The 25,873-nt window shown below is 65.1% G+C and carries 35 protein-coding genes; 23 read left to right on the forward strand and 12 right to left on the reverse strand.

The features are described 5' to 3' along the window. Positions 1–36 precede the first annotated feature (36 nt). The 7 genes from HH800_RS21935 to HH800_RS21965 all read right to left on the reverse strand — a co-directional run bounded on the left by HH800_RS21935 (position 37) and on the right by HH800_RS21965 (position 5,619). Positions 37–813: an IclR family transcriptional regulator gene (locus HH800_RS21935; RefSeq protein WP_004209365.1), complete on the reverse strand. Its 777-nt coding sequence runs from the start codon at positions 811–813 to the stop codon at positions 37–39. Positions 814–974: 161 nt separating this feature from the next. Beyond that, entirely contained in the window at positions 975–1,487 is a 513-nt protein-coding gene (gene pal / locus HH800_RS21940; protein ID WP_169862393.1) for a peptidoglycan-associated lipoprotein Pal, read from the reverse strand. A 119-nt stretch (positions 1,488–1,606) separates the two neighbouring features. Next, the gene (gene tolB / locus HH800_RS21945) at positions 1,607–2,941 is read right to left on the reverse strand and encodes a Tol-Pal system beta propeller repeat protein TolB (protein WP_037519409.1); all 1,335 of its coding nucleotides are present in this window, start codon (positions 2,939–2,941) and stop codon (positions 1,607–1,609) included. Then, complete coding sequence (locus HH800_RS21950; protein WP_004209368.1) at positions 2,938–3,909, reverse strand: hypothetical protein; 972 nt, start codon at positions 3,907–3,909, stop codon at positions 2,938–2,940. Before HH800_RS21950 ends, tolB begins: the two co-directional genes overlap by 4 nt. An 18-nt stretch (positions 3,910–3,927) precedes the next feature. Beyond that, a complete protein-coding gene (tolR, locus tag HH800_RS21955) occupies positions 3,928–4,398 on the reverse strand; it encodes a protein TolR (RefSeq protein WP_004209369.1) in 471 nt (156 codons plus the stop codon). 34 nt (positions 4,399–4,432) lie between these two features. Beyond that, positions 4,433–5,152: a protein TolQ gene (gene tolQ / locus HH800_RS21960; RefSeq protein WP_010339241.1), complete on the reverse strand. Its 720-nt coding sequence runs from the start codon at positions 5,150–5,152 to the stop codon at positions 4,433–4,435. Beyond that, positions 5,149–5,619 carry a YbgC/FadM family acyl-CoA thioesterase gene (locus HH800_RS21965; RefSeq protein WP_004209371.1) on the reverse strand — a complete coding sequence of 157 codons (471 nt, stop codon included), beginning with the start codon at positions 5,617–5,619 and terminating at the stop codon, positions 5,149–5,151. Before HH800_RS21965 ends, tolQ begins: the two co-directional genes overlap by 4 nt. A 167-nt stretch (positions 5,620–5,786) precedes the next feature. Here HH800_RS21965 and HH800_RS21970 point away from each other — a divergent pair, with 167 nt between their 5' ends. After that, complete coding sequence (locus HH800_RS21970; RefSeq protein WP_169862395.1) at positions 5,787–6,665, forward strand: 3-hydroxybutyryl-CoA dehydrogenase; 879 nt, start codon at positions 5,787–5,789, stop codon at positions 6,663–6,665. 33 nt (positions 6,666–6,698) lie between these two features. On the opposite strand, the gene pspF is transcribed toward HH800_RS21970, so the two are convergent. After that, positions 6,699–7,730 carry a phage shock protein operon transcriptional activator gene (pspF, locus tag HH800_RS21975; protein ID WP_169862397.1) on the reverse strand — a complete coding sequence of 344 codons (1,032 nt, stop codon included), beginning with the start codon at positions 7,728–7,730 and terminating at the stop codon, positions 6,699–6,701. 187 nt (positions 7,731–7,917) lie between these two features. Here pspF and HH800_RS21980 point away from each other — a divergent pair, with 187 nt between their 5' ends. From HH800_RS21980 to HH800_RS22025, 10 genes are all read left to right on the forward strand, one after another. Then, positions 7,918–8,091 carry a hypothetical protein gene (locus HH800_RS21980; protein WP_007708701.1) on the forward strand — a complete coding sequence of 58 codons (174 nt, stop codon included), beginning with the start codon at positions 7,918–7,920 and terminating at the stop codon, positions 8,089–8,091. An 84-nt stretch (positions 8,092–8,175) separates the two neighbouring features. Next, entirely contained in the window at positions 8,176–8,844 is a 669-nt protein-coding gene (pspA, locus tag HH800_RS21985) for a phage shock protein PspA (RefSeq protein ID WP_037508088.1), read from the forward strand. 4 nt (positions 8,845–8,848) lie between these two features. Beyond that, positions 8,849–9,115 carry an envelope stress response membrane protein PspB gene (gene pspB, locus HH800_RS21990; protein WP_017500988.1) on the forward strand — a complete coding sequence of 89 codons (267 nt, stop codon included), beginning with the start codon at positions 8,849–8,851 and terminating at the stop codon, positions 9,113–9,115. A 1-nt stretch (position 9,116) separates the two neighbouring features. Next, positions 9,117–9,497, forward strand: coding sequence for an envelope stress response membrane protein PspC (gene pspC / locus HH800_RS21995; protein ID WP_004209378.1), 381 nt, complete (start codon positions 9,117–9,119; stop codon positions 9,495–9,497). Between the two features lie 42 nt (positions 9,498–9,539). Further along, on the forward strand, positions 9,540–9,830 hold the full coding sequence (locus HH800_RS22000) for a hypothetical protein (protein WP_004209379.1): 291 nt from the start codon (positions 9,540–9,542) through the stop codon (positions 9,828–9,830). Between the two features lie 28 nt (positions 9,831–9,858). After that, positions 9,859–10,170: a hypothetical protein gene (locus tag HH800_RS22005; RefSeq protein ID WP_017500990.1), complete on the forward strand. Its 312-nt coding sequence runs from the start codon at positions 9,859–9,861 to the stop codon at positions 10,168–10,170. Between the two features lie 29 nt (positions 10,171–10,199). Continuing rightward, positions 10,200–10,451 carry a hypothetical protein gene (locus HH800_RS22010; protein ID WP_037519415.1) on the forward strand — a complete coding sequence of 84 codons (252 nt, stop codon included), beginning with the start codon at positions 10,200–10,202 and terminating at the stop codon, positions 10,449–10,451. Positions 10,452–10,479: 28 nt separating this feature from the next. Continuing rightward, positions 10,480–10,713, forward strand: coding sequence for a hypothetical protein (locus HH800_RS22015; RefSeq protein ID WP_010339237.1), 234 nt, complete (start codon positions 10,480–10,482; stop codon positions 10,711–10,713). Positions 10,714–10,760: 47 nt separating this feature from the next. Then, positions 10,761–11,195, forward strand: a complete 435-nt coding sequence (locus tag HH800_RS22020) for a SufE family protein (RefSeq protein ID WP_004209384.1) — start codon at positions 10,761–10,763, stop codon at positions 11,193–11,195. A 51-nt stretch (positions 11,196–11,246) separates the two neighbouring features. Then, positions 11,247–11,744, forward strand: a complete 498-nt coding sequence (locus HH800_RS22025; RefSeq protein WP_169862398.1) for a hypothetical protein — start codon at positions 11,247–11,249, stop codon at positions 11,742–11,744. Between the two features lie 47 nt (positions 11,745–11,791). Here HH800_RS22025 and ggt read toward each other — a convergent pair whose 3' ends face one another. Continuing rightward, complete coding sequence (gene ggt, locus HH800_RS22030) at positions 11,792–13,501, reverse strand: gamma-glutamyltransferase (protein WP_169862400.1); 1,710 nt, start codon at positions 13,499–13,501, stop codon at positions 11,792–11,794. A gap of 70 nt (positions 13,502–13,571) precedes the next feature. Beyond that, a complete protein-coding gene (locus HH800_RS22035; protein ID WP_169862401.1) occupies positions 13,572–14,624 on the reverse strand; it encodes a quinone-dependent dihydroorotate dehydrogenase in 1,053 nt (350 codons plus the stop codon). A gap of 345 nt (positions 14,625–14,969) precedes the next feature. Here HH800_RS22035 and HH800_RS22040 point away from each other — a divergent pair, with 345 nt between their 5' ends. The 12 genes from HH800_RS22040 (at position 14,970) to HH800_RS22095 (ending at position 23,776) form a co-directional block, all read left to right on the forward strand. Beyond that, positions 14,970–15,914, forward strand: coding sequence for a helix-turn-helix domain-containing protein (locus HH800_RS22040; RefSeq protein ID WP_169862403.1), 945 nt, complete (start codon positions 14,970–14,972; stop codon positions 15,912–15,914). 246 nt (positions 15,915–16,160) lie between these two features. Then, a complete protein-coding gene (locus HH800_RS22045; protein WP_004209390.1) occupies positions 16,161–16,571 on the forward strand; it encodes an RrF2 family transcriptional regulator in 411 nt (136 codons plus the stop codon). Further along, complete coding sequence (gene sufB / locus HH800_RS22050; RefSeq protein ID WP_206379184.1) at positions 16,568–18,052, forward strand: Fe-S cluster assembly protein SufB; 1,485 nt, start codon at positions 16,568–16,570, stop codon at positions 18,050–18,052. Before HH800_RS22045 ends, sufB begins: the two co-directional genes overlap by 4 nt. 98 nt (positions 18,053–18,150) lie before the next feature. Continuing rightward, on the forward strand, positions 18,151–18,558 hold the full coding sequence (locus HH800_RS22055; RefSeq protein ID WP_235681938.1) for an endonuclease domain-containing protein: 408 nt from the start codon (positions 18,151–18,153) through the stop codon (positions 18,556–18,558). Further along, the gene (locus HH800_RS22060) at positions 18,555–19,010 is read left to right on the forward strand and encodes a hypothetical protein (RefSeq protein ID WP_169862407.1); all 456 of its coding nucleotides are present in this window, start codon (positions 18,555–18,557) and stop codon (positions 19,008–19,010) included. Before HH800_RS22055 ends, HH800_RS22060 begins: the two co-directional genes overlap by 4 nt. Positions 19,011–19,181: 171 nt before the next feature. Further along, on the forward strand, positions 19,182–19,928 hold the full coding sequence (gene sufC / locus HH800_RS22065) for a Fe-S cluster assembly ATPase SufC (RefSeq protein WP_169862409.1): 747 nt from the start codon (positions 19,182–19,184) through the stop codon (positions 19,926–19,928). Beyond that, positions 19,925–20,677, forward strand: a complete 753-nt coding sequence (locus HH800_RS22070) for a SufD family Fe-S cluster assembly protein (RefSeq protein ID WP_169862410.1) — start codon at positions 19,925–19,927, stop codon at positions 20,675–20,677. The genes sufC and HH800_RS22070 overlap by 4 nt, the downstream gene beginning before the upstream one ends. After that, positions 20,674–21,879: an aminotransferase class V-fold PLP-dependent enzyme gene (locus tag HH800_RS22075; protein WP_169862412.1), complete on the forward strand. Its 1,206-nt coding sequence runs from the start codon at positions 20,674–20,676 to the stop codon at positions 21,877–21,879. The genes HH800_RS22070 and HH800_RS22075 overlap by 4 nt, the downstream gene beginning before the upstream one ends. Then, positions 21,876–22,337 carry an SUF system Fe-S cluster assembly protein gene (locus HH800_RS22080; protein ID WP_010335502.1) on the forward strand — a complete coding sequence of 154 codons (462 nt, stop codon included), beginning with the start codon at positions 21,876–21,878 and terminating at the stop codon, positions 22,335–22,337. Before HH800_RS22075 ends, HH800_RS22080 begins: the two co-directional genes overlap by 4 nt. Beyond that, on the forward strand, positions 22,337–22,699 hold the full coding sequence (locus HH800_RS22085) for a HesB/IscA family protein (protein WP_017503694.1): 363 nt from the start codon (positions 22,337–22,339) through the stop codon (positions 22,697–22,699). The genes HH800_RS22080 and HH800_RS22085 overlap by 1 nt, the downstream gene beginning before the upstream one ends. Positions 22,700–22,724: 25 nt before the next feature. After that, positions 22,725–23,540, forward strand: a complete 816-nt coding sequence (locus HH800_RS22090) for an SDR family NAD(P)-dependent oxidoreductase (RefSeq protein ID WP_169862414.1) — start codon at positions 22,725–22,727, stop codon at positions 23,538–23,540. A 77-nt stretch (positions 23,541–23,617) separates the two neighbouring features. Beyond that, positions 23,618–23,776, forward strand: coding sequence for a hypothetical protein (locus tag HH800_RS22095; RefSeq protein WP_004209402.1), 159 nt, complete (start codon positions 23,618–23,620; stop codon positions 23,774–23,776). A gap of 64 nt (positions 23,777–23,840) precedes the next feature. On the opposite strand, the gene HH800_RS22100 is transcribed toward HH800_RS22095, so the two are convergent. Next, entirely contained in the window at positions 23,841–24,776 is a 936-nt protein-coding gene (locus HH800_RS22100) for a DMT family transporter (protein WP_235681939.1), read from the reverse strand. Continuing rightward, positions 24,766–25,791 (reverse strand): threonine aldolase family protein, encoded by a 1,026-nt coding sequence (locus HH800_RS22105; RefSeq protein WP_169862416.1) that lies wholly within the window; start codon positions 25,789–25,791, stop codon positions 24,766–24,768. The genes HH800_RS22100 and HH800_RS22105 overlap by 11 nt, the downstream gene beginning before the upstream one ends. Positions 25,792–25,873 lie beyond the last annotated feature (82 nt).

Below are 25,873 nucleotides of genomic sequence, written 5' to 3' on the forward strand. Positions count from 1 at the left end.
GACCGCGCCCATTTTCTTATCGGGACGAAAGGAAATTCAGCGCTGGCCGCTGAAGCCCACCGCGGCGCTGATCTGTTCGGCCGACTTCATCACCTGCTCGGCCAGCGCCGGGCGGACATCGTCGGTCAGATAATGGGCCGCGCTCGCGATCGAGATGGCGACGCAGATCTGCCCCTTGGCATCGCGCACCGGCACCGCGATCGACCGCACGCCATCGCCCAGTTCACTGTCATGCAGCACTTCGCCGCGCGCCTTATGGATGCGCATTTCTGCAATATAGGCGTCGATCTGCGCCCGGCTGGCCTCGCCACCCTTGGCCTCGACATAGAGCCGTTCCCAGGTCGCCTCATCCTCGTCCAGCAGCAGTGCCTTGCCCAAGCCCGTTTCGGCGACCGGACGACGATCGCCCGGCGCGGTCGCGACGCGCAGCCGCTGGTTGCCGGTCACCCGGTCCAGATGGCGCGACCAGTCGCCCTCGCGCTTGCCCACGAACACGCAGAAGCCGGTCTTTTCCGACAGTAATTCCATGAACGGGCGGGCGACGCGGACATAGTCGATCTGCTCGGTGGCCAGCACGCCCAGCTGCAACAGCTTGGGACCGAGCGCGAAGCCGTTGCGCGTCACCGCCAGATAGTCGCGCGATTTCAGCGCCTGCACCAGTCGGTGCGCGGTGGTCTTGCTCATGCCCAGCTTGCGGGCCAGATCGGCGGCACGGATCGGCCCGTCGATCACCTCGTCCATGATATCGAGCGCGCGCATCAGCGTCTGCGTGCCCTTAACGCCCTGTTCCTGCTTCTCTTCGCCATCTTGCATATGTTTTTCGCTTCCTGTTTTCGTCCCATATATAGGGTCGTCCCACATATCGGAAACGAATTTCGCAAAGGCGGAGCGAACATCGCGATCAGCCCAAAAACATAAGGGCCCGCCGATCGAAATCGGCGGGCCCATAGCCGTCAGTCGCGACCCGACGGGGATCAATATTGGACGGTAACGGTCACTGCGCGGCGGTTCTGCGCCCAGCTTGCCTCGTCCGAACCCAGAGCCGCCGGCCGTTCCTTGCCATAGCTCACGGTGTTGATGCGGCTGGGCGAAATGCCCAGCGATGCGAGATAATTTTTGGCCGCATTGGCGCGACGGTCGCCCAGCGCGATATTGTAATCGCGGGTGCCGCGTTCGTCGGCATGGCCTTCGATGGTGATGCGGACATTGGGGTTCTGCTGCAGCCAGGCGGCCTGGCTTTGCAGCGTCGCCTGATCCTCGGCATCGACATCATATTGGTCGAGGCCAAAGAAGATGCGGTCGGACGACACCGACGCGATGAAATCTTCCTGGCTGCCCTTGACCGGACCGGTCTGGCCGGTGGAGCCACCCGTCTGGGTCGTGTCGCTGCCACCCGGTGCCGGCGGCAGTTCGGCCGGCGGCTTCTTCGAACAGGCGGCGAGGGCCAGGACGGCGGTTGCCATGAGCAGGGGCCGGGTGATCTTCATCGGGGTCTCCTAAGGATATCGCCATTCTGCCACCCGGACGGGCAACAGCATGGTTGGTAAAAATCGTTACGCTGTCAAGACGATAGGGTTCCCTATCGCGTCGAAAAGCTGTGGAAAACTTATGGCAGCAACGGACCCCAGGCCGGGTCGGAGCCGCTGAGCGGCGTCGGAATGCGCCGTTCGTTCACGCCGGTCAGGTCGACCTGCCACACCTGGCTGCTGCCCTGGCGGCCCGGCGTGGTGCGGAAGAATTGCAGCACGCGGCCATTGGGCGACCAGGTCGGCTGCTCGTCCTGCCAGCCATTGGTCAGGATGCGCTCATTGTCGCCGCTCGGCGTCATCACCGCGATCTTGAAATCGCCCGACAGCTTGGTGAAAGCGATCAGGTCGCCGCGCGGGCTCCATTCGGGCGTCGCATAGCGGCCGCCGCCATGGCTGATGCGGCGCTGGTTCGACCCGTCGGCATTCATCACATAGATTTGCTGTCCGCCCGACCGGTCGCTTTCGAACACGATCTGGCGACCGTCCGGCGAATAGGAACCGCCGACATCGATGCCCGGCGAATTGGTGAGCCGCACCGGCGCGCCGCCCTGGGCGGACACGCGATAGATGTCGGTATTGCCCGACACCGCCATCGAGAACAGGATGTTGCGGCCATCGGGCGACCAGCGCGGCGCGAAGGTCGTGTTGTTGCTTTCGGTCACCAGCCGCTGCTGCCCGGTGCCGATGTCATAGACATAGATGCGCACCCGGCTGCCCAGATAGCTCACATAGACGATCGACTTGTAATCGGGCGAGAAACGCGGGGTGAGGGCGATCGACTGGCCATTGGTGATGAAGCGGTGGTTGGCGCCATCGGAATCCATGATGGCGAGGCGCTTGACGCGGTTATCCTTGGGGCCGCTCTCGGCGATATAGGCGATGCGGCTGTCGAAGAAGGGGCTCTCGCCCGACAGCCGGGCATAGATGGCGTCGGCGCATTTATGCGCGGCACGGCGCCAGTCGCGCGGGGCGACGACATAGCCCTGGCGCGTCAGTTCCTGCTTCAGCGCCACGTCATAGAGATAGCAGCCGACGGTAATGTCCGCCTCGCCGCCGGTGGTGCGGACAAAGCCCTGCACCAGCGCCTGATAGGCACCCCATTTGTCATAGACCGGATTGGTCACTTCCGGGAAAGCGAGCGCGGGCATGCCGGCCGGGCCGGACGGATCGAACAGGCCCGATCCTTTAAGGTCGGTGGCAATCACTTCGGCGATCTTGCGGCCAAGTTCATTGGCGGTGCCGGCCGGGGTCGCCACATCCTGCTGCGCCGGCAGTGCGGGCACCGCGATCTTGAGGTTGCTGTCGATATCGCCGGTCACGTCGACCGACAGCTGCGCCAGCGCGGGCATGGCGGTGAAGGCGAGCAGGGCGGCGGTCGCCGCGGCCAAGCGGCGGAGCAGGGTCGTCGTCATCGGGTCAGCCTCGCGTCAAAGCGGAGTGGCCGCAGCCATTTCCATTGTTCATAATATTCGGGCGGCAAATTGCGGAAGGGCGAAGCGAGCTTCACCGCCTGGATCGCGCGCTCCGCGTGCAGCTTGGCCTGGGGCCGGTTGCTGGCGGTGACGCCCAACTGGTCGATCACTTCGGGCGTGCCGATCACCGCGCCATTCTTGTCCAGCCGCACTTCCAGCAGGGTCACCAGCTGGTCGGCATCCGCGCCCGACGGGGGACGCCAGTTGGGCTTGAGCTGCCGGCGGATCTCGGCGTCCAGCGCCGCCTTCTGCTGCGGCCCCATGGCGGCGGCCTGCGGCGCGGCAGCCGGCTTGCGCGGTGCGTCGGCACTGGTGTCGATGCCTTTGAGGAAATCATTGCCCAGCAGCGATCCCTTGGGCTTGGCCGCGGCCTTGCCCGATCCCGATGCCGCGGCCGGCTTGGCGGCCTTGGGCGCGGGCTTGGCGCTCGCCTTGGCGGGCGCCGCCGCTGCTGCCTTGGGCTTCTCCGGCGCCGGCTTCGCCCTGGGCTTTTCCGCCGGCTTTTCGGGCGCCGGCTTGGGCTTGGGCGCCGCCTTGGGCGTTTCCTTCTTCGGCGGTGTTGGTTTCGGCTTGGGCGGCGCGGGCTTCGCGACCTCCTTGGGCGGGACCGGCTTTGGTTTGGGCGGCGCCGGGGTCGGCTCGGGCACGGGGGCCGGCTCGGGCTGGGCAGCGGGCGCAGCGTCCTCGGTCGGGCCCTTCTCAGGCGCGACGCTGGGCGGTGGCGGCTCGGTCGAGATGCGCGGCGCGGTCGATTGCAGCGCCACTTCGTCCACCAGGCTGACATCCATTGGCGGGCTGTTCAGCTTCAGCGGATTGGGCGTCGCCAGGAACCCGGCCGACAGCAGGCCGAACAGCAGGACATGTCCTGCCGTCGCAACGCCAAGGCCGATTTTTTCCGCGCGTTCCATCGGTTTGACCTATGGCCCCTATTCTGAACCTGCGCTGACATCGTCGGCGCCGTCCTGCCCGCCGGTGCTGACCAGCGCCACCTTGTTGAGGCCGGCCCGGTTGAGCTCGCCCATCACCCGCATCACCCGGCCATAATCCAGCGCCGTGTCCGCCCGCAGGAAGATCTGCGGCGCGTCGGGCTTGCCGGCATTGGCCGACACGATCTCGGCCAGCCGGTCGGGCAGGTCGGCGTCGCTGACCACATCCTCGTCGACATAGATGGCGCCGTCGCGATCGATCGACACCACGGTCGGCTTGGCATCCTGGTCCAGCCCCTTGGCGCGCGTCTCGGGCAGGTTCACCGGCACGCCGGTCACCAGCAACGGCGCGGTCACCATGAAGATGATCAGCAGCACCAGCATGACGTCGACCAGCGGCGTCACGTTGATGTCTGCCATCGGCGCGCGATTGCGCCCGCGCCGACCGGATGGAGGGCCAGACATCGCCATCAGCGCGCTCCCTTTTCTGCAGCGGTGCCCAAGGTCACCGCTGGGCCTCAAGCTCGCGGCTCAGCGTCGCGTAGAAGCCATCGGCAAAGCGGTTTAGGCGCGATTCCATCCGGTTGATGCCATGGCTGAACCGGTTGTAGGCGATCACCGCCGGGATGGCGGCGAACAGGCCGATTGCGGTCGCGAACAAGGCCTCGGCAATGCCCGGCGCCACGACGGCGAGCGAGCTGTTCTGCGCGGCGGCGATCGAGGTGAAGGCGCGCATGATGCCCCACACGGTGCCGAACAGGCCGACGAACGGCGCCACCGAACCGACCGTCGCCAGGATGTTCAGCCGGTCCGACAGCCGGTCGACCTCGGCCGCGATCGTGCTCGACATGCTGGTCGCCAGCCGGTCGCGCGTGCCGTCGCGGTCGATCACCTTCTGCGCGGTAGAGCGGCGCCATTCGGTGACGCCGGCGGCCATCACCTTGGCGGCCGGGAATTCGGCCTTGCCGCGGGCTTCATAGAAACGGTCGATATCGTCCGCTTTCCAGAAATCCGCCTCGAACGCGCGGCTCTGCTTGCTCGCCTTGCGCAGGGTGAAGCTGAAGCCGATGATGATCGCCCAGGTCCAGATGCTGGCCAGCAACAGGCCCAGCATCACCCCCTTCACGACGATGTCGGCCTGCAGGAACAGGGCGAGCGGCGAAATGGTGGCGGCGTCGGCTGCGGCGCCCATGGCGGTGCCGACGTCAGGCATGGACAGGTTCATGGGTGGATGTCTTCCCCTCGCATCAAACGGCTAAAAATCTCGATCCAGGGGCGCGGCTGGCGCTGCGGTCGTCCCTGGGGTGTCAGATAGGCGACGGTGATGACGCCGTCGGTCAATATGTCCTCGCCGCGCATGACTCTTTGCTGAATGACGCAGCTGGCGGCCCGCACCTCCATCACCTGGCTGACGACCATCAGGTCATCGTCCAGCCGGGCGGGACGGCGATAGGCGAGTTTCAGGTCGGTGACGGCATAGACGCCTTCGCCGCCTTCATGATTGGCGCGCTGGTCGATGCCCGCGATGCGCAGCATGTCGGACCGGGCGCGCTCCATATAGCGCAGATAATTGGCGTGATAGACCAGCCCCGACAGGTCCGTATCCTCGAAATAGATGCGCAGCGGGAAATGATGCACGGCGGCGATGAACCGTCCGGATGCGGGCGCTGGCAGGGGATCGGCAAGGGGCATGGGCGGCTATTAAGCATGGCGTGCGGTTCGCGCAAAGGCGGAAAATCGCGCGGGCGAACCATCCATCCGTCGCGATGGCCCGTTCGCCGCCCGCGAAGGGGCTTGGCGCGCGGCCTTACTTGTCGGTAGGGGTGACTGGAACGAACATTTGGTGAGGAGAATGGGACATGACCGACATAAAGACCGTGGGCGTGATCGGCGCCGGCCAGATGGGGGCGGGCATTGCCCAGGTCGCCGCCCAGGCCGGCTATGACGTGATCCTGTCCGACATCGACCTGCCCCGCGCCGAAAAGGGCAAGGCCGGCATCGCCAAGCTGCTGGCCCGCGCGGTCGAAAAGGAAAAGATCAGCCAGGCCGACGCCGATGCCGCGCTCGCCCGCATCACCCCGGTCGGCGAGATCGCGCCGCTCGCCGGCGCCCAGCTGGTGATCGAGGCCGCGACCGAGCGCGAAGAGGTCAAGCGCACCATCTTCACCAATGTCGGCAAGATCCTGGCGCCCGGCGCCATCCTTGCCACCAACACCTCGTCCATCCCGATCACCCGCCTGGCCCAGGCCGCGCCCGACGCCAGCCGCTTCGTCGGCGTCCATTTCTTCAATCCGGTGCCGGTGATGGTGCTGGTCGAGGTCATTCGCGGCCTTGCCACGTCGCCCGAGACGGTCGCCGCGGTCGAGGGTTTCGCCGCGAAGATCGGCAAGACCACGGTCCATGCCTTCGATGCGCCCGGCTTCGTCGTGAACCGCATCCTGCTGCCGATGCTGAACGAGGCGGTGTTCGTGCTGGGCGAGGGCGTCGGCAGCGTCACCGACATCGATCAGGGTTGCAAGCTGGGCCTCAACCATCCGATGGGGCCGCTGACCCTGCTCGATTTCGTCGGCCTCGACACCGCGCTTGAAATCCTCAACGTCTTCCTCACCACCACCGGCGATCCCAAATATCGCCCGGCGCCGCTGCTGGTCAAATATGTCGAGGCCGGCTGGTATGGCCGCAAGACCGGCAAGGGCTTCTATGATTATTCGGGCCCGGAACCCGTCCCGACCCGTTAAAAAAACTATCCGGTGGGGCGGCCTCGTGCCGCCCTATCCCGCGCTCAGCCCATGTTTCTTCATGCAATGGCGCAACTGGTCATAGGTCAGGCCCAGCCCCTTGGCGGTGGCGCGCTGATTATAGCGGAACCGCTCCAGCGCCGCCCGCACGATCGCCGCCTCATGCGCATCGACCGCCGATTTGAGATCGGTGACATCGCCATGGCCGTTCATCACCGATGCAGCCGCAGGTGCCGGCGCCGCGCTTTCCGGTGAAACTGCCGCAGTCCCCGGCATCAACGGGCGTGGTTTCCAGGGCGAGGCGAAGGGGTCGAACACAATGGACGAGATCGGCCGCCCCGGCTCGGGCCAGCGATAGACCGCCCGCTCCACCACATTGCGCAGCTCGCGCACATTGCCCGGCCAGCCATAGCCTTCCAGTTCGGCCGCGCAGGCGGCGGAGAAGCCCGGCCATTGCGGCCAGTTGAGTTCTGCCGCCATGCGCCGGCCGAAATGGTCGGCCAGCACCGTTATGTCGCCTTCCCGCGCGCGCAGCGGCGGCAGGGTGATGACCTCGAAGCTCAGGCGGTCGAGCAAATCGGGGCGGAAGCGTCCGGCATCGGCGGCGGCGGGCAGATCCTCGTTGGTCGCCGCAACGATGCGGACATCGACCATCACCGGCCGCGACGACCCGATCCGTGTCACTTCGCCATATTCGATCACCCGCAGCAGCCGTTCCTGCGCTGCCATCGACAATGTGCCCAACTCGTCCAGGAACAAGGTGCCGCCATCGGCCTCCTCGAACCGGCCCGGCCGCGCCTTGGTCGCGCCGGTGAAGGCGCCCTGTTCATGGCCGAACAGCTCCGCCTCGATCAGCGTCTCGGGCAGGGCGGCGCAGTTCATCACGATCAGTGGTTCGCCCCAGCGCGGCGACAGATGATGCAGGCGCTCGGCGATCAGCTCCTTGCCGGTGCCGCGTTCGCCGATCACCAGCACCGGGCGATTGAGTTCGGCGGCCCGCCCGGCCAGTTCGACGGCGTCGAGAAAGGCCAGCGACTGGCCGACAAACTGGGTATTTTTCTCCATGCGCCAAAATATGGGGAAATTTCCCAACTTTCAGCAAGAGAAATTTTTCTGCAGCCGTGCCAGATCATCAAAAAATGGCGGTTTTCTGCGCTTTTCGAAAATTGGCACGGCCTCTGCAGTGTTGGGAACGAAGCCGCTGCACAGACAGGCGGCACCTTTAGAAGGCCAGGTTCAAGGAGTGTTGAAGATGGAAAAGAACAGCAACAGCGTTCGCGAAATCGGTCAGCTGATGTCGGTCGCCATTGCCGCCGTCCTGTTCGGATCGACCATGATCCTTTCGGCGGTCGGCCCGGCCCGCGCCAGCGAAGCCCCGGTCCTCGCGACCCAGGATACCCCCGCGACCCTGCGCTATCTGGCGTAAGGCCGCACGACCCAGGCCGGGGCGGAAATGCCCCCTCTCGTCCGCCCCAGCCCCCTTGAAGAGAAGACCAGGAGCACCGTTAAAATGGGTATTTTCTCCCGCACCCGAGACATCATCGCCGCCAATGTCACCGACCTGCTCGACAAGGCCGAAGACCCGGCGAAGATGATCCGCATGATCATCCTCGAAATGGAGGAGACGCTGGTCGAGGTGCGCGCGTCCGCCGCCCGCACGATCGCCGACCAGAAGGAAATGCGTCGTCACATCGGCAAGCTGCAGGCGCTGCAGGATGGCTGGACCGAAAAGGCCCAGCTCGCCCTCAGCAAGGATCGCGAGGATCTCGCCAAGGCAGCTCTGGTCGAACGCCAGAAGGCCGCCGACATGGCCGAGCATCTCTCCCACGAGATCGAGGTGCTGGACGAGGCGCTGAAGGCGTCGGAAGAGGATATCGCCAAGCTGCAGGGCAAGCTGCGCGAGGCGCGTGCCCGCCAGAACAGCCTGGTCAGCCGCATGGAAAGCGCGCAGAACCGCCTGCGGGTGCGCGAAGCCTATGCCGGCGAGAAGGTCAACGAAGCCTTTGCCCGCTTCGACATGCTCGAACGCCGCGTCGATATGGCCGAAGGCCGCGCCGATGCCATGGGTCTGGGCGCGCCGCCCAAGACGCTGGAAGAGGAAATCGCGGAGCTGAAGTCGGCCGACAAGGTCGATGCCGATCTCGCCGCGCTCAAGGCCAGCATGAACAAGGGAGCCTGATCCGATGGAAGACGTACTGGTCCCCATCGCCGTGGTCGGCATGCTGTTCATCGGCATGCCCTGGCTGATCTTCCACTATGTCACCAAGTGGAAGCAGGCGCCCAAGATCACCGACGAGGACGAGCGGCTGCTGGATGAACTCCACCTGCTCGCCCGCCGTCTCGAAGACAGGCTGCAGACGGTCGAACGGATCGTCGCAGCCGACAATCCCGACTTCCGCCCGCAACGTCCGGCACAGGACGATAATTACGACTTCGACCGGAGGAACTGACATGAGCGCCCGCCGCACCAAATTCTATCTCGACAAGCAGAATGGCAAGTGGATGGGCGTGTGCTCCGGCATCGCCGACTATACCGGGATCGACGTGGTCTGGGTTCGGGTCGGCGCGGTGCTGGTGACCCTGATGGGGGCCTTCCCCTGGACGCTGATCGCCTATTTCGCCGCCGCCTATTTCGCCGATGCCAAGCCCCAGGGCCTTTATTCGGATCGGGACGACGAGAAATTCTGGCAGGGCGTGCGCACCAACCCGGCGCGCTCCACCCGCGACGTCCGCTCCAAGTTCCGCGACATCGACCGCCGCCTCGCCGACATCGAGGTCTATTATACCAGCCGCAACACGCGCCTTGCCGACGAGATCGACAGCCTGCGCTGAAGCATAGCCAGGACAGGGCAGCAATAACGGGGAGTTAAGGCCATGAATTTCGCAGGACCGACCTTCGTTCTGGCCATCATCGCCATGTCGACGCTGGGCTGGATGTTCACCACCTGGGTCCGTGCCCGCCATGGTTATCCGGTTGAAAATGAATGGACGGGCACCGTTCATCGAACAGATCCCGACGCCGGTCGAAAAATCGACCTTCTTTCAAGTGAAAACGAAAAGCTGACTGGCCGCATCAGCCGCCTCGAAGAACGCATCGCAGTCCTCGAACGGATCGCCACCGATCCCGCCGCCCGGACCGCGCGCGATATCGACGCGCTGCGCTGACGCTGACCAGGCAAGGGGAGTAAAGATCATGGTTCCAGTTGAAGTTCTTGCGCCTGCTGCGGTCATCGTCGGATCGCTGGGTGTTGCGGGTTGGGTTTTTACCACCTGGCTTCGCATCCGGCACGGCTACCCGCTGGAAAATAGCTGGGGCAAGGCGGTCTATCCGCAGAAGAATGAGGAAATGGTCGAGCGCATCAAGCTGATCAGCCAGGAAAATGCCCAGCTGCGCGCCGAAATCGGCTCGATGAAGGACCGGCTCGCCGTGGTCGAGCGGATCGTCACCGACGAAAGCCATCAGCTCAATCGCGAAATCGAGCGGCTGCGCGGCCCGGCGAACTGATCGCCCCGCACGCCCAAGGGAGGACAAATATGGATCCGTTTCAAATGGTCGTCGCCATCGTCGGGATTACCGCCGTCGCAAGCGTCGTCCGCGCCAAATATGGCGTCGTGCGCCGCCACAAGGGCGAGGAGTTCATCCAGCGCGGTCCCGATCCGGAGGCCGAACGCCTCCGCGCCGAAGTGAAGGCGCTCAAGGACCGGGTTGCCGTGCTGGAACGGCTCGCCACCGACAGTTCGACCGCGCTGGAGCGCGAATTCGAGAAGCTCAAGGACCGCGACTGATCGCGGCAAAGGACACAGGGAGGACATCATGCAGGATCCCCTCTTCTACCTCACCATGGCCACCGCCGGCCTTGCCGGCCTCACCATCGTCGCCTTCGCGTCGCTGCGCGGCTGGAATGGTTGGCTCGACCTCAAGCGCGCGGAACTGAGCCGCCGCAGCGAGGAAGCCGCCCCACCCTCGGCCGCCGCCCGTATCGAGGTCGCCGACCTCAAGGAACGCATCCGCAAGCTCGAAGCCATCGCCGCCGGCGTCGATCTCTGATCCGTCGGCGGGGAAAAGCGGCTTTCCCGCACCGCTTTTCCCCCTATATGGGCGGTATGACCGATCAGCCCGCCCCGATGCCCGTTCTGGCCGACCTCCAGGAAGAATATGAATTTCTCGACGCCGATGATCGCTATCGCCTGTTGATCGATCTCGGCCGGGGGCTGGAGGATATGCCCGACGCGCTCAAGACCGACACGACGCTGGTGCGGGGCTGCTCGGCGGCGGTCTGGGTCTATCCCACGGTGCTGGATGACGGCCGACTCCATTTCCTCGCCGACAGCAATGCCGCCATCACCAAGGGGATCATCGCGCTGGTGCTGCTGACCGTGCAGGACCGCGCCCCGGCAGAGATCGGCGCAACCGATATCGAGGGCGCGCTGGCTCCCTTCGACCTCAAGAACCAGCTCAGCTCCAACCGCACCCAGGGCATTCCCAACATGATCGCCCTGATCCGCGAGACCGCTGCCCGCTACGCCTGACGGAAACTCCCGCGCATCCCCGCGTTCTTGCCTGACAAGGAGAATGCGACAATGCGCCATATCATGCCCCTCGCTATGCTCGGCCTGTTGGCCGCCTGTTCGGGCGGGGACAAGGAGGAACCGACCCAGCGCGACCAGATCGGCCAGGTCTGGAAATATGAAACCGCCGGCGCCAGCCAGAAGGTCGCCTATATCGGGAGCGCCAACAGCGTGCAGACCATGACCGCCGCCGACACCTTCTCGGTGCTGATGGTCCAGCCCATGTCCAATGGCGAAAAGACGGTGACGGTGAAGCTGGTTGGCGCGCCCTTCCAGTGCGACCTGTCCGACTGCGCGGTCGATGCCACCACCGATGATGGCAAGGCCCATCGCTGGAAGGGCCGCATGACCGAAGCGAAGGACGGGATCGAGATCATGCCCTCGCAAAATGCCTATGAGGCGATCGCCAAGGCGAAAAGCGTGAAGGTAAACCTCGCCGTCGGCCCGAAGGATCAGCGCTTCCCGTTCGAATTCAACGTCGCCGGGCTCGACCTCAAGAAGGGTGCCTGACACACGACAGGGCGAGCGCTGTAATGCGCTCGCCCTGACTACCTCGCTTATTCCTGCAGCGACACGCCGGGGCTGCGCGGGTCGGCGGCGCCGATCCAGTGGCCGTCGGCGGTCCGCTCGGCGGCATTGGCCTTGAGGCCCAGGCGCGAGATGGTGACGCGGTGGCCCAGTTTCTCCAGCGGTCCCTTCATCGCTTCCAGCGACGTGCCCTGTTCCAGCACCAGCCCGTCGCCATTGAAGAATTCCAGACCCAGCGCGATCGAATCCTGCGCCGACAGGCCCCAGTCGAAATGAGCGATCAGCGCCTTGGCGACCTGCATGATGATGGTCTTGCCGCCGGCCGCGCCGACGGTGAAGATCGGCATGCCCTTATCGTCATAGACGATGGTCGGCGACATGGACGATAGCGGCCGTTTGCCCGGCTCCACCCGGTTGGCGACCGGCGCGCCATTTTTCTCGGGCGTGAAGCTGAAATCGGTCAGCTCATTGTTCAGCACCACGCCATTGGCGACCAGCTGGCTGCCGAAGAAGCTCTCGATCGTCGATGTCCAGGCGGCGATGTCGCCATTGCGGTCCACTGCGACGAAATGGCTGGTGCCGCTTTCCGGTTGGGGCAGGGCGCTGGTGCGCGGCTGCGCCCCGGCGGGCAGGCCAGGCTTATAGGCAGTGAGCGCCTTGTTCAGCCGGATCTCGCCCGACCGCTGCTTCAAATAAGCGGGATCGATCAGCCCGGCGATCGGCACATGGACGAACTCGGGGTCGCCCAGCCAGGTGTCGCGATCCGCATAGGCGAGCTGCATCGCTTCGCCGATGACGTGCCAGGAGCGCGGATCATCCTTGCCCCACTGCGCCAGCGGGAAGCGCTCGACCATGCCCAGCACCTGCAGCACGGTGATGCCGCCGGCCGACGCCGGCCCCATGCCGCACACCGTATAGGCGCGATAATGGCCGCATACCGGCTTGCGGTCCTTGACCTGGTAATTGGCCAGGTCGTCGGTCGTCATCGGCACCGGATTGCGGGGTGCATTGGTGACGGCCTTGGCGATCGCCTGCGCATTCTCGCCCAGATAGAAGGCGTCCGGCCCTTCCGCCGCGATCCGCTTGAACAGGGCGGCGAGCGGCGGGTTCTTCAGCGTCGTGCCGACTGACGGCAACTGCCCGTCGATCCAGTAATAGCTGCGGATTTCCGGGAAATCGGCCCAGATATTCTGCAAGGCCTTCAGCGCCGTGGCGGTGCGCTCGCCCAGCTGGAAGCCATCGTCGGCCAGCCGGATAGCCGGCTGGAACAGGTCGGCCCAGGGCAGCTTGCCCCATTTCTTGTGGGCTTCCCACGCCATGCGCAGATTGCCCGGCACGCCGACCGAATAGCCGCCCGGCCAGGCCTGGACGAAGGGCAGGGGCTTGCCGTCCGCGCCCATGAAGCGATCGGGCCGGGCGGCGGCCGGCGCGGTCTCGCGCCCGTCGATCGATTCCAGCACGCCGCTCGCGCCATCATGATGCATCAGGAAGCCGCCGCCGCCGATGCCGCTATTATGCGGCTCGACCACGTTCAGCGCCAGCATCATCGCGATCGCCGCGTCGGTGGCGCTGCCGCCCTTGCGCAATATTTCCTGCCCCGCTGCCGCCGCGCGCGGATCGGCGGCGGACACGGTGGCATTCAATGCCACCGGCTCGCGCGCCAGGGCGGTTACGGGCGCCAGGGCAAGGGGGGCAATCAGGGCGAAGGGGGCCAGCAGGCCGGTCAGGCGGGAGGTCATGGCCGGCACCCTAAAGCTCGCATTTCGTTTCGCAACCCGTCTTGTTTCGATCATGTCCGGGAAGGACGGATCAGGCGTCGATCCCCACCACCTCGCCGATATGCCGCACGCCGTCGCGCGCCATCAGCGCCTTCAGGCCATCGTTGATCCGCCTGGCGAGATAGGGGCCTTCATAGACCAGCGCGCTATAGACCTGCACCAGCGAGGCGCCGGCGCGGATGCGGGCATAGGCCTGCTCCGCATTGGCGATGCCACCCACGCCGATCAGCGGCAGCCGGTCGCCCAGCAGCCGGCGGAAGTCGCGCAGCTTGCCCAGCGACAGGTTGGTGAGCGGCGCGCCCGACAGGCCGCCGGTCTCGCCTGCATGGGCCGACTGTAGCGCCGGGCGGGTGATGGTGGTGTTGGACACGATCAGCGCGTCGATCCGGTGGTCGATGCAGGCGGCGGCGATATCCTCGATATCGGCCGGTTCCAGGTCCGGCGCCACCTTCAGGAAGATCGGCGGGCCGCCTTCGGGCCGTGCCGCCATCACCGTGCCCAGCAGATCGTCCAGCGCCGCCCGGCCCTGCAGCGCGCGCAGGCCCGGCGTGTTGGGCGAAGAGATATTGACCGTCAGATAATCGGCCAGCGGCGCCATGCAGGTAACGCCGGTGGCATAGTCGGCATTGGCGCGTCCGGCTGCCGTGGCCTCTTTGTTGGCGCCGATATTGATGCCGATCACCGGTCCTTCGCCTACCGGTCGGCGATAGCGGGCGATGCGGTCGGCGGCGGCGCCCTGGCCGCCATTGTTGAAGCCGAAGCGATTGATAACGGCCCTGTCCTCGACCAGCCGGAACAGGCGCGGCTGGGGATTGCCCGGCTGTGCCAGCGGGGTCAGCGTGCCCAGTTCGGCAAAGCCGAAGCCCAGCCCATGCATCTTGTGCGCGACCCGGCCATCCTTGTCATAGCCCGCCGCCAGACCGACCGGATTGGGAAAGGCGATGCCCGCCACCGTCTGTGCCAGCATCGGGTCGGCCTTCAGCGGTGCCCGTGTCGGCATCATCCGCAGCAGCGCGATCGACAGATTATGGGCGCGCTCGGCATCGAGCGCGAAGAAGAGCGGACGGATCAGGCGATAGGACATGGCCGCGCTATGCCAGCGGTGCCTGCGCAGGTCGAGTCGTGTTGCGTTATTGCAACAACATATTGCCTTGCGTCATTTCATGACAGAAAACGTCATGAATGCGATCCTTTTCGGTCGTCAGATGTCCGATCTGTCCAATAATCTTCCACCGATTCGGGCTTAAAGCCGTCTTGCGACCCGAAGGCTCTAGGCCATTTTGGCTGATGAGACCTTTTCCTGACCCGGCAGTGAAAGCTGCCGGGTCATTTTTTTGTTGCAACGCTGTGGCGAAAAATCGTCATGGTGACGTCATGGCTCTTGCACGGTCGTTGGCCGCGCTCATAATGCCGCCACTGGGGTGAAACTATGGGGCCGCAACATTGGGATCTGCCGCTGAGCGCGGCGCGGGGGGTGGTGCCGGATAATCGCGGGCCATTGTCCTATTCGGTGGATGCCGAACAGGGCCCGGTCCGCTTGCGCTATTTCACGCCGCCGGAAAAGGTCCGGCCCTATTTCGGCTCGCTCTACATATTTTCCGTGGCGGCCGACCATTATGCCGACGTCACCCGCGCCGATGTCGCGCAGTTGCGGCTGATGCTGCGGGGCGATGGGCGCTATCATTTCCAGGATGGATCGGTGCAGCGGCCCCCCGCGGTCGGCCTGATCGGTCCCACGCAGGGCGCGACCCGCTTCGAACTGGATGCGCCGACCCGGCTGCTGGGCGTGTCGCTGCTGCCGGCTGGCTGGCTGGCGCTGCATGGTGGCGACGCCGACAAGCTGGCCGATGGCCTGTGCGATCTGGCGGCGGAACGGGATGACGGCTTTCTCGATCTGCTCGCCCAGTTGCAGCGCATGGAGGATGGCGACGCTATGGCCGCGCTCACCTGGTCCTTCCTCGCCGAACGGATCAGGCCACTGCCCGAAGCGACCTGGGCGATCCTGCGGGCGATCGACAGCTGGCTGATCGGCGAAGGATCGCCGCGGATCGAGGTGCTCAGCGAGATGACCGAATTGTCGCCGCGCCAACTCGCTCGCATCACCAACAAACTCTATGGCGCCCCGCCCAAGCTGCTCGCCCGCAAATATCGTGCCCTGCGCTGCAGCGCGCGGATCGCGCTCGACCATGAAAGCTGGCAGGCGCTGTGCGATGACGGCAGTTTCTACGACCAGTCGCATTTCATCCGCGAGATCAAGCATTTCATCGGCATGACCCCGCACCAGCTCCAGACCGAACCGACCGCCGTGGTTCAGCTGACCCTGCTCCGTCGTACCCTGGGCGGCGACGTCGCGGTGCTCAACCGGCTGAGTTGATCGCCGTTTGGAATGCGCCTTTGGCGCATCCGCACCAGCCCACGCCCCCACCCGGCCGCCCATCAGGGTACCATGTCTGGGTGGCCGGGTGGGGGCGTGGGCTGGTGCGGCTCTGAAAATGCGCTCTTTCGCGCATTTTCCAAACAGACTCCCAAGGTAGGAAAAATGCCTTGATTCCGGGGGCGAGTGGGACCACATGCCCAATCGGATTGATTCGATCCGATTTGAGAATGGTTCGCAACACGCATGAAATTATCGAGCTTTGCCGATTATGCCGTCGTGCTGATGTCTGCCGCCGCCCGCCACTGCGGCGCGGCCAAGATGAACGCGACCACGCTCAGCGCCGAAACCGGCATCCCGCTGCCCACCGCGCAGAAGCTGGTGAGCCGGCTGTCGGCGGCGGGTCTGCTCGAATCGAGCCGGGGCACCGGTGGCGGCGTGCGTCTGTCGCGCCCGCCCGCGACGATCACCCTGGCGGACGTGGTGGAGGCGGTCGAAGGCCCCATCGCCATGACCGCATGCAGCGAACAGGGGGCGCATGACTGCAATCTGGAACAGGATTGCCGCATCCGTCCGCACATGAATCTGGCGAACAACGCGATCCGCGAAGCGCTCGCGAACGTGACCATCGCCAGCCTGACACGAGAAATGGCATGACTGAAGAAGTGAGCACCGTCCGTAATCAGGAAGCGCTGGAGGCCGCCGAGCGCGCCTCCACCTATGAGCATGGCTGGTCGTCGGCGATCGAGCAGGATTTCGCGCCCAAGGGCCTCAATGAGGATACGGTCCGCTTCATTTCCGCCAAGAAGAAGGAGCCGCAATGGCTGCTCGACTGGCGGCTGAAAGCGTTTGCCATGTGGCAGACGATGGAGGCGCCGGACTGGGCCAAGCTCAATGTCCCGCCGATCGACTATCAGGACGCCTATTATTACGCCGAGCCCAAGAAGAAGGTCGAACTGGATTCGCTGGATCAGGTCGATCCGGAAATCCTGGCGACCTACCAGAAGCTGGGCATTCCCATTGCCGAGCAGGAAATGCTGGCCGGCGTGAAGGGTAGCCGCAAGGTTGCGGTCGACGCCGTGTTCGACAGCGTCTCGGTCGCCACCACTTTCCGCAAGGAGCTGGAGGAAGCGGGCGTCATCTTCCGCTCGATTTCGGAAGCCGTGCGCGAATTTCCCGACCTGGTGAAGAAGTGGCTGGGCAAGGTCGTGCCGATGCACGACAATTATTTCGCCACCTTGAACTGCGCGGTCTTCTCCGACGGCACCTTCGTCTACATTCCCAAGGGCGTTCGCTGCCCGATGGAGCTGTCGACCTATTTCCGCATCAATGCGGAAAATACGGGGCAGTTCGAACGCACGCTGATCGTCGCGGACGATGGCGCCTATGTCTCCTATCTCGAAGGCTGCACCGCGCCGATGCGCGATGAGAATCAGCTCCACGCCGCCGTGGTGGAACTGGTCGCGCTCGACGATGCCGAGATCAAATATTCGACCGTCCAGAACTGGTATCCGGGCGACGAGAATGGCAAGGGCGGCATCTATAATTTCGTGACCAAGCGCGCGCTCTGCCAGGGCCGCAACTCCAAGGTGTCTTGGACCCAGGTGGAAACCGGTTCCGCCATCACCTGGAAATATCCGTCCTGCGTGCTGAATGGCGAGAATAGCGTCGGCGAATTCTACTCGGTGGCGCTGACCAACAATCTGCAGCAGGCCGATACCGGCACCAAGATGATCCACAATGGCAAGGGCAGCCGCTCGACCATCGTGTCCAAGGGGATCAGCGCGGGCCGTTCCAACAACACCTATCGCGGCCTCGTCCGCGTGAGCCCAAGCGCGGAGGGCGTGCGCAACTTCACCCAGTGCGACAGCCTGCTGCTGGGCGACCAGTGCGGCGCCCACACCGTGCCCTATATTGAGGTGCGCAATCCCAGCGCCCAGATCGAGCATGAGGCGACCACCAGCAAGATCAGCGACGACCAGCTTTTCTACGCGATGCAGCGCGGGCTGGATCAGGAAAGCGCAGTCAGCCTGATCGTCAACGGCTTCGCTAAGGAAGTGCTGCAACAGCTGCCGATGGAATTCGCGGTGGAAGCGCAGAAGTTGCTCGGAATCAGCCTGGAAGGCAGCGTGGGTTGATCGATCAGACACCCCTGGACCAAGCCCGGCGCCTAAACTCCCCTCCCCTTCAGGGGAGGGGCCGGGGGTGGGGGCTCTCGGCTGGTCGTCTCGACCAGTTGAAGGGCTTCGCGCGCGAAATGCGTCATGAGCCGACCGCGCCGGAAAAGCGCCTATGGGCGAGATTGTCCCGCTCCCAGATCGGTGGCCATAAATTCCGCCGCCAATCCGTGATCGGCCCTTTCATCGTCGACTTCCTCTGCCCGCAAAAGGCGCTGATCGTGGAAGTCGATGGAGACACCCATGTTGCGGGTTCCGATGTGGCGCGCGATCAGGCGCTGCAACAGCAGGGTTACCATATCATCCGGATCGCCAATGATGCGGTGATGCAGAATATCGAAGGGGTTTGTGCTGCGATCCTTGGCGCGCTGGATCAGGCGCCGGATCGTTGGGCTAGCCCCCACCCCAACCCCTCCCCTGAAGGGGAGGGGCTTTTTCAGATCAACGAAAAGACGAGCGATCAATGAGCGACGAAGACGATATCCAGGATGCCCTCGCCGATTTCGCGGAAGATGTCGGCAATGGCCAGGCATGGACCGCCGCGATCCGCATCCTGACCGAGGATTATGAGCTGGAAGACGGCGAGTTGCAGACCCGCGCCGTCAAGGATTTCGGCGATCTCGACGCCTATCAGGCCGAATGCCGCGATGCGCTGGAAAAGGGCGACGTCGCGATGACCGAGAAGCTGCGCACCGACAAGGCCTTCCACAAGGCGAAGGCGCCCAACCTCGCCCGCATGGGACCGGTCAGCGAATTCGTCGTCGCGCTGCTGGAAAAGGGCGCGCCGGAACCGGACGCCGACTGGTGGCCCTATATGCCGATCAAGCGCCATATCGACACGCTCTTCCCCGCGCCGGGCGACGTGCGCGACATGGCCTTCTGGACCGCGCGGACGCTCCAGCGCGCGCACAAGGACTAAGGGCGATGGGTGTTCTTCTCATCCTCCCCTGCAAGGGGAGGGGGACCGGCGAAGCCGGTGGAGGGGTGTTGCCCCTCTCGATAGCGGGACACCCCTCCGTCAGGCCTTTGGCCTGCCACCTCCCCTTCCAGGGGAGGATTGAAATCCAAGCCGCTTTGCCGGGACAAAATCATGCTTAATATCGACAATCTCACCAACGAAATCGACGGCAAGGCGATCCTCAAGGGCCTGTCGCTCCAGATCAACGCGGGCGAAATCCACGCGATCATGGGGCCGAACGGCGCCGGCAAGTCGACCCTCGCCTACACGCTGGGCGGCCGTCCGAACTATGAAGTCACCGGCGGCACCGCGACCTTCGAGGGCGAAGACCTGCTCGCTATGGACCCGCATGAGCGCGCCGCTGCCGGCCTGTTCCTGGGCTTCCAATATCCGGTCGAGATCCCCGGCGTCTCCAACCTGCAGTTCCTGCGCGAAAGCCTCAATTCGCAGCGCCGCGCGCGCGGCGAGAAGGAACTGAACGGCGGCGAGTTCATCAAGCTGGCCAAGGAAAAGGCCGGCCTGCTCGGCCTCGACATGGAGATGCTCAAGCGTCCGGTAAATGTCGGCTTTTCCGGCGGCGAGAAGAAGCGCGCCGAAATGGTGCAGATGGGCATCCTCGATCCCAAGCTTGCCATCCTCGACGAAACCGACTCGGGCCTCGACATCGACGCGCTCAAGACCGTCGGCGCGGGCATCAATGCGATCATGCGCAAGCCTGACAAGGCGGTGCTGCTGATCACCCATTATCAGCGCCTGCTCGACTATGTGAAGCCGGACTTCGTCCATGTCCTGGCGGCCGGCCGGATCGTCAAGTCGGGCGGTCCCGAACTGGCGCTGCAGCTGGAAAGCGAAGGCTATGCAGAGGTGATCGCGGCGTGACCCTCCTCGCTCTCCCCACGCGCAAGGATGAAGCCTGGCGTTACAGCGATCTTGACGCACTCGCCGCCGCCTGGCCGGTGCCGGCCGCGACCCGGATCACGGTGGCGGAGGGCGAAAGCGCGCATGATCATCTGCTGCAAGATGCGGCCGATGGCGCGACCGCGGTGCATGACTATGTCATTGATATCGCCGACGGTGCCCGGTTCGATTTCCATCTGCTCAATATTGGCGGCAAGCTGGGACGTGTCACTTTCGCTGTCACGCTCGGCAAGGGCAGTCATTTCGAGCTGAACGGCGCGATCATCGGCGGTGGCGAGCAGACGCTGGAGATCATCACCAGCGTCACCCATGCCCAGCCCGACGCGACCAGCGGCCAGACCGTCCGCTCGATCCTGGGCAGCCATGCCACCGGCAATTATCTCGGCAGCATCAATGTTGCCCGCGATGCCCAGCGCACCGACGCTTTCCAGTCGATCAAGGCGATGCTGCTCGACCGCACCGCCACGGCCAACGCCAAGCCGGAACTGGAAATCTATGCCGACGACGTGAAATGTGCCCATGGCGCGACCGTCGGCGAACTGGACAAGCAGGCCCTCTTCTACATGGCCTCGCGCGGCATGGACCCGGCCACCGCCAAGACATTGCTGCTCAAGGCCTTCGTCGCCGGCGTGTTCGACGATGTCGCGCAGGATGATCTGCGCGAACGGTTCGAGACCGCCGCGCTCGCCAAGCTGGGGACGCTGGTATGACCGATCTCGCCCAAGGCCTGCGCCTGCGGGACGACTTCCCCGGTGTGGGCAATTGGCATTATCTCGACAGCGCCGCCACCGCGCAGAAGCCGACCGCCGTGATCGACGCGATTGCCCGTGCCTATGGCCCGGACTATGCCACCGTGCATCGCGGCGTCTATGAACGCTCGGCCAATATGACGCTCGCCTACGAGGCCGCCCGGCGCAAGGTCGCCGGCTTCATCGGCGCCGCGTCGGACAGCGAGATCGTCTATGTCCGCGGTGCGACCGAGGGCATCAACCTGGTTGCCCAGTGCTGGGCCGGTACGCAGCTCAAGGCGGGCGACCGCATCCTGCTGTCCACGCTGGAACATCACAGCAATATCGTCCCCTGGCAGATCGTCGCCGAAAAGGTCGGCGCCCAGATCGACGTGGTGCCGCTGACGCAGGATGGCCGGATCGATCTCGACGCGATGCGCGCGATGATCACGCCGCAGCACCGCATGGTCGCGCTCGCCCATGTGTCGAACGTGCTCGGCAGCGTGCTCGATTGCCGCCGCGCCGCCGACATAGCCCATATGGTCGGCGCCAAGATATTGATCGACGGCTGCCAGGCGGTCCCTCGCCTCGCCGTCGATGTGCAGGCGCTCGACTGCGATTTCTACGTCTTCTCCGCGCACAAGCTCTATGGCCCGACCGGCATCGGCGTGCTGTGGGGGCGCAAGGAATTGCTCGACTCCATGCCCCCCTATCAGGGCGGTGGGTCGATGATCGACAAGGTGACGTTCGAAAAGACCACCTATGCCCCCGCGCCGACCCGGTTCGAGGCGGGGACGCCGCATATCGTCGGCGTCGTCGGCCTGTCGGCGGCGATCGACTATGTCCAGCGCATCGGGCTGGACGCCATCCACGCCCATGAATGCGCCATGGTGGCCAAGGCCCGCACCGCGATCGGCCAGATCAACAGTGTGCGCGTCTTTGGCCCGGAAGATTCGGCCGGCATCCTTTCTTTCGAGGTGGAGGGGGTGCATCCGCACGATGTCGGCACCATATTGGACGAAACGGGTGTCGCGATCCGCGCCGGCCATCATTGCGCTCAGCCGCTAATGCGGCATCTGGGCGTCGAGGCGACCGCACGGGCCAGTTTCGGCATCTATAGCGACGACAGCGACGTGGATGCGCTGGTCAAGGGCATTGAACGGGTAAGGAAGATCTTCGGATGACCGAGGAAAAGAAGTTCATGGTGGAAGAAGTCGACGCGGTGGAAACCCCGCCCAAGGCGCGCGTGGAAGAGGCGGAGGCCGCTCCGCGCCAGCGCGACTATCTTGACGGTTTCCTGGCGCAGAAGCCCAGCGAAGTCGCGGCGGGCGAGCCGGGTGGCGATCTTTATGACGGCATCATCGATGCGCTGAAGGAAATCTTCGACCCCGAAATCCCGGTCAACATCTATGACCTCGGCCTCATCTACGGCGTCGACGTCACCAGCGACGGCCATGCCGTCGTCACCATGACGCTGACCACGCCGCATTGCCCGGTCGCCGAATCCATGCCCGGCGAAGTCGAGCTGCGCGTCGGCGCGGTGCCCGGCGTCGGCGATGTCGAGGTGAACCTGGTCTGGGATCCGCCATGGGATCCGGGCAAGATGTCGGACGAAGCCAAGCTCGAACTGGGAATGCTCTGATGACCGAGACGACCACCAAGACTCGCGCCCGCCCCGCCGCCGTCATGCTGACGCCCAGCGCGGAAGGCCGCATCGCCGAGTTGATGGCGCAGGCACCCGAAGGCGCGATCGGGGTCAAGCTGTCGACCCCCAAGCGCGGCTGCTCGGGCCTTGCCTATTCGGTCGACTATGTCACCGAAGAAGCCAAGTTCGACGAGAAGATCGAGACTCCCGGTGGCGTCCTCTATATCGACGGCGCCTCGGTCCTCTATCTCATCGGTTCGACCATGAACTGGGTCGAGGATGATTTCACCGCCGGCTTCGTCTTCGCCAATCCCAATGCCAAGGGCAGCTGCGGCTGCGGCGAGAGCTTCACGGTCTGATACTGGCCTCAAGAGGAGGGCGCCGATGCTGCACATGCTGATCCTCGGCATGGGCTATAGCGCCTCCCGCCTCGCCACCCGGCTGCGCGCCGAGGGCTGGCAGGTCACCGGCGTCCGCCGCAGCGCCGATGCCGAGGCGATCGCCTTCGACGATGAACCCGCCGCCCGCGCCGCCATCGCCGGCGCCACCCATATCCTCTCCTCCGTCCCGCCCCAGGGCGAGGATGACCCCGTCCTCACCCGCTATGGCGCCGCGATCGCCGCCGCGCCGGCGCTGTGGGTCGGCTATCTCTCCTCGACCGGTGTCTATGGCGATGCGGCCGGCGCCTGGGTCGACGAGGCAAGCCCCGTCGGGCAGGGGCGCCGCACCGCCCGTGCCCGCGCCGATCTCGACTGGGGCGCCTTGCGGCCCGATGTCCGTCGCTTCCGCCTGCCCGGCATCTATGGTCCCGGCCGCTCCGCGCTCGATCGCGTCCGGGCCGGCAAGGCGCACCGCGTCGCCCTGCCCGGACAGGTGTTCAGCCGGGTCCATGTCGACGATATCGTTGGCGGCATCATCGCCGCCTTCGACGGCCCGTCCGGCGCCTATAATCTGGCCGACGACCGGCCCTGCGCCCAGAATGATGTGATTGCGACGGCCTGCGAACTGCTGGGCCAGCCGCTGCCGCCGCTGCTGTCGCTGGAACAGGCCGACCTCTCGCCCCAGGCGCTGGCCTTCTATGCCGAAAACCGCCGCGTCGCCAATGGCCGGGCGCGTCGGCTACTTGACTGGAAACCTCTTTACCCCACCCATGTCGAAGGTCTAAGGGCCTGTCTTGTGGAAGAAAATCAGCCTTGCTGATCGGTTCGTCGCATGGTTTACGCCCCGTTAACCAGCGTGCGCCGAAAGCGGGATTACCGCATCAACAAGGGTGTGTCATGACCAGCATCGACAAGACTGTTTCCACGCTCGGTGACCGCATCAACGCCATGTCCGTGCCCGATCGCGCGGCCCCCGCGCCGGAATCGCTCAGCAGCCTGATCGCCCGCCTCAACATGGCCAAGCTGCGCTACCAGCCCGGCGGCGTCAGGCTCTAGAATCATAGAATAGAGCCTGATTCACGCCATCGGTGAAAGCGCGAAGCGCTTCCACCTCAGGCGATCAGGCTCTAGTTTTCGCCCGCAGCGCGATCACCATCCCGGCGATCGCCAGCAGCGCGCCCGGCACGGCCAGCCCGCTCCAGCGATAACCCTCCACCACCGTGGAGATCAGCATCGCGATCACCGGGATCAGCACGCTGGTATAGGCGGCCCGACCCGCGCCCATGCGCTGGATCAGCCCGAAATAGAGCGGGAAGGTGACGACCGATCCCGCCAGCGCCAGCCAGCCTATGCCCAGCAGATAGCCGATCCGCGGCTCGATCACGGGCGGCCCGGTGGTGATCCAGGCAAAGGCAGCGTCGATCCCGGCGCCGATCAGCATCGCCCAGGCCAGCACCGCGATCATCGGCAGGCGGCGGGCGATGTCCATGCCCTGCATCACGTTGGCGGTCGATGCGCTCATCAGACCGGCACAGGCAAAGGCCGCGCCCAGCACCACCTTGTCCGGGTCGATCCCGGCAAAGCGATATTCATGCACCAGCATCATGGCGATGCCCGCCGTCGCGATCACCGATCCGCCGATGAAGGCGCGGCTGACCGGCTGGCGATGGAAGATCCAGGCCAGGATGCTGTTGGGGATCAGCAGCATCGCATAGACCACCGCCACCACGCCCGACGTCAGATAGACTTCGGCGCGATAGACGAAGTTGAAATTGAGCACGAACTGCGCCGTGCCCAGCAGCGCGGCAAAGACCAGCCCGCCCCGCCCGATATTGAGCGACACGCCGCGCATCCGCGCGAACGCGGCCATCGCCACGCCCGCCAGCAGGAAGCGATAGCAGACCGACCAGCTTGCGGGCACGCTGCCCAGCTGGTCGCGGATGACGATCCAGGTCGAACTCCAGATCAGCGTGACGAGGATGAAGGGCAGGGCGATGCCGCCCCGCTCCATCCCGCCCCGCTCCATCCCGCGCTGCGCCCTGTCGTCAGGCGTCATGATGCCCCAAGGCCCGGATCGCGTGGGCCAGCGGCGCGACGCTCTGCGCATCCTGGGACCAGTTGGTCACCAGCCGCGCTGCACCTTCGCCCCAGTCATAGAAATCGAAGCCCTGCGCGCGCAGCGTCGCCGCTTCCGCCGGGGTCAGCCAGACGAACAGCTCATTGGCCTCCACCGGGTGCATCAGCCGCCCGGCCGCTGCCTGCGCCAGCGCCTGCGCCGCGCCATTGGCGGCGCGGGCATTGTCCAGCCACAGCCCATCCTCGATCATCGCCAATATCTGCGCGGCAAGGTAGCGCCCCTTGGAAAAGAGATGGCCCGCCCGCTTGCGCCAGCGCGCCGCTTCCGCCGCCCGCGCCTCACGCTCGGGACCGAAGAAGATCAGCGCCTCGCCTACCATGCCGCCATTCTTGACGCAGCCGAAGGAGAGTATGTCGATCCCCGCCCGCCAGGTGACGTCGGCCGGCGCGCAGCCCAGATGCGCCACCGCATTGGCAAAGCGCGCGCCGTCCATGTGGAAGCCCAGCCCATGGGCCTTGGCGATCTCGCCCAGCGCCGCGACCTCGTCCGGCGTATAGACCATGCCATATTCGGTCGCGTTGGTGATGCTGATCGCCCGTGCCGGCACCTGATGCACGTCGGGACGGATCGCCTTCAGCCGCGCCGTCACGACATCGGGCAGCAGCTTGGCGCCGACACCGGGCAGCGCCATCAGGCTGGCGCCATGGGTGTAGAAACCCGGCGCGCCGCATTCGTCGACGACGATATGCGCTTCCTCATGGCAGATCACCCCGCCATAGGGCGGGCACAGGCAGGCAAGCGCGATGCTATTGGCCGCCGTGCCGGTGGCGATCCATTGTGCCTTCACCGGCGTTTCGAACAGGTCGGAAAAGGCGCCGTCCAGCCGCGCGCTCCACGCATCGCCGTCATAGCCATGGTCGGCATGGTCCGCGCCGGCGATGGCGGCCATCACCTGGGGGCAGATCGGGGTGGCATTGTCCGAAAAGAAGTGCATGGCGCATGCGATACAGGGCGCACGCTGGGACGGGAAGAGGCCAGCGACGGCGCCTTGGCTCTTTATTCCAAAATTGGTCAGT

The organism is Sphingobium yanoikuyae (assembly GCF_013001025.1).
GTDB classification, from domain to species: domain Bacteria; phylum Pseudomonadota; class Alphaproteobacteria; order Sphingomonadales; family Sphingomonadaceae; genus Sphingobium; species Sphingobium yanoikuyae_A.

What these genes read in the sequence shown, in the direction of transcription:
- HH800_RS22105 (WP_169862416.1), bottom strand. Translation starts at nt 25,791, where the DNA reads ATGCACTTCTTTTCGGACAATGCCACCCCGATCTGCCCCCAGGTGATG.
- HH800_RS21935 (WP_004209365.1), bottom strand. Translation starts at nt 813, where the DNA reads ATGCAAGATGGCGAAGAGAAGCAGGAACAGGGCGTTAAGGGCACGCAG.
- sufB (WP_206379184.1), top strand. Translation starts at nt 16,568, where the DNA reads ATGACTGAAGAAGTGAGCACCGTCCGTAATCAGGAAGCGCTGGAGGCC.
- HH800_RS21970 (WP_169862395.1), top strand. Translation starts at nt 5,787, where the DNA reads ATGACCGACATAAAGACCGTGGGCGTGATCGGCGCCGGCCAGATGGGG.
- sufC (WP_169862409.1), top strand. Translation starts at nt 19,182, where the DNA reads ATGCTTAATATCGACAATCTCACCAACGAAATCGACGGCAAGGCGATC.
- HH800_RS21950 (WP_004209368.1), bottom strand. Translation starts at nt 3,909, where the DNA reads ATGGAACGCGCGGAAAAAATCGGCCTTGGCGTTGCGACGGCAGGACAT.
- HH800_RS22020 (WP_004209384.1), top strand. Translation starts at nt 10,761, where the DNA reads ATGGGCGGTATGACCGATCAGCCCGCCCCGATGCCCGTTCTGGCCGAC.
- HH800_RS22100 (WP_235681939.1), bottom strand. Translation starts at nt 24,776, where the DNA reads ATGACGCCTGACGACAGGGCGCAGCGCGGGATGGAGCGGGGCGGGATG.
- pspA (WP_037508088.1), top strand. Translation starts at nt 8,176, where the DNA reads ATGGGTATTTTCTCCCGCACCCGAGACATCATCGCCGCCAATGTCACC.
- HH800_RS22005 (WP_017500990.1), top strand. Translation starts at nt 9,859, where the DNA reads ATGGTTCCAGTTGAAGTTCTTGCGCCTGCTGCGGTCATCGTCGGATCG.
- HH800_RS22095 (WP_004209402.1), top strand. Translation starts at nt 23,618, where the DNA reads ATGACCAGCATCGACAAGACTGTTTCCACGCTCGGTGACCGCATCAAC.
- HH800_RS22040 (WP_169862403.1), top strand. Translation starts at nt 14,970, where the DNA reads ATGGGGCCGCAACATTGGGATCTGCCGCTGAGCGCGGCGCGGGGGGTG.
- HH800_RS22045 (WP_004209390.1), top strand. Translation starts at nt 16,161, where the DNA reads ATGAAATTATCGAGCTTTGCCGATTATGCCGTCGTGCTGATGTCTGCC.
- tolB (WP_037519409.1), bottom strand. Translation starts at nt 2,941, where the DNA reads ATGACGACGACCCTGCTCCGCCGCTTGGCCGCGGCGACCGCCGCCCTG.
- pspF (WP_169862397.1), bottom strand. Translation starts at nt 7,730, where the DNA reads ATGGAGAAAAATACCCAGTTTGTCGGCCAGTCGCTGGCCTTTCTCGAC.
- tolQ (WP_010339241.1), bottom strand. Translation starts at nt 5,152, where the DNA reads ATGAACCTGTCCATGCCTGACGTCGGCACCGCCATGGGCGCCGCAGCC.
- tolR (WP_004209369.1), bottom strand. Translation starts at nt 4,398, where the DNA reads ATGGCGATGTCTGGCCCTCCATCCGGTCGGCGCGGGCGCAATCGCGCG.
- HH800_RS22080 (WP_010335502.1), top strand. Translation starts at nt 21,876, where the DNA reads ATGACCGAGGAAAAGAAGTTCATGGTGGAAGAAGTCGACGCGGTGGAA.
- HH800_RS21980 (WP_007708701.1), top strand. Translation starts at nt 7,918, where the DNA reads ATGGAAAAGAACAGCAACAGCGTTCGCGAAATCGGTCAGCTGATGTCG.
- pal (WP_169862393.1), bottom strand. Translation starts at nt 1,487, where the DNA reads ATGAAGATCACCCGGCCCCTGCTCATGGCAACCGCCGTCCTGGCCCTC.
- HH800_RS22025 (WP_169862398.1), top strand. Translation starts at nt 11,247, where the DNA reads ATGCGCCATATCATGCCCCTCGCTATGCTCGGCCTGTTGGCCGCCTGT.
- HH800_RS22000 (WP_004209379.1), top strand. Translation starts at nt 9,540, where the DNA reads ATGAATTTCGCAGGACCGACCTTCGTTCTGGCCATCATCGCCATGTCG.
- pspB (WP_017500988.1), top strand. Translation starts at nt 8,849, where the DNA reads ATGGAAGACGTACTGGTCCCCATCGCCGTGGTCGGCATGCTGTTCATC.
- HH800_RS22035 (WP_169862401.1), bottom strand. Translation starts at nt 14,624, where the DNA reads ATGTCCTATCGCCTGATCCGTCCGCTCTTCTTCGCGCTCGATGCCGAG.
- HH800_RS22060 (WP_169862407.1), top strand. Translation starts at nt 18,555, where the DNA reads ATGAGCGACGAAGACGATATCCAGGATGCCCTCGCCGATTTCGCGGAA.
- pspC (WP_004209378.1), top strand. Translation starts at nt 9,117, where the DNA reads ATGAGCGCCCGCCGCACCAAATTCTATCTCGACAAGCAGAATGGCAAG.
- HH800_RS21965 (WP_004209371.1), bottom strand. Translation starts at nt 5,619, where the DNA reads ATGCCCCTTGCCGATCCCCTGCCAGCGCCCGCATCCGGACGGTTCATC.
- HH800_RS22010 (WP_037519415.1), top strand. Translation starts at nt 10,200, where the DNA reads ATGGATCCGTTTCAAATGGTCGTCGCCATCGTCGGGATTACCGCCGTC.
- HH800_RS22090 (WP_169862414.1), top strand. Translation starts at nt 22,725, where the DNA reads ATGCTGCACATGCTGATCCTCGGCATGGGCTATAGCGCCTCCCGCCTC.
- HH800_RS22015 (WP_010339237.1), top strand. Translation starts at nt 10,480, where the DNA reads ATGCAGGATCCCCTCTTCTACCTCACCATGGCCACCGCCGGCCTTGCC.
- HH800_RS22075 (WP_169862412.1), top strand. Translation starts at nt 20,674, where the DNA reads ATGACCGATCTCGCCCAAGGCCTGCGCCTGCGGGACGACTTCCCCGGT.
- ggt (WP_169862400.1), bottom strand. Translation starts at nt 13,501, where the DNA reads ATGACCTCCCGCCTGACCGGCCTGCTGGCCCCCTTCGCCCTGATTGCC.
- HH800_RS22085 (WP_017503694.1), top strand. Translation starts at nt 22,337, where the DNA reads ATGACCGAGACGACCACCAAGACTCGCGCCCGCCCCGCCGCCGTCATG.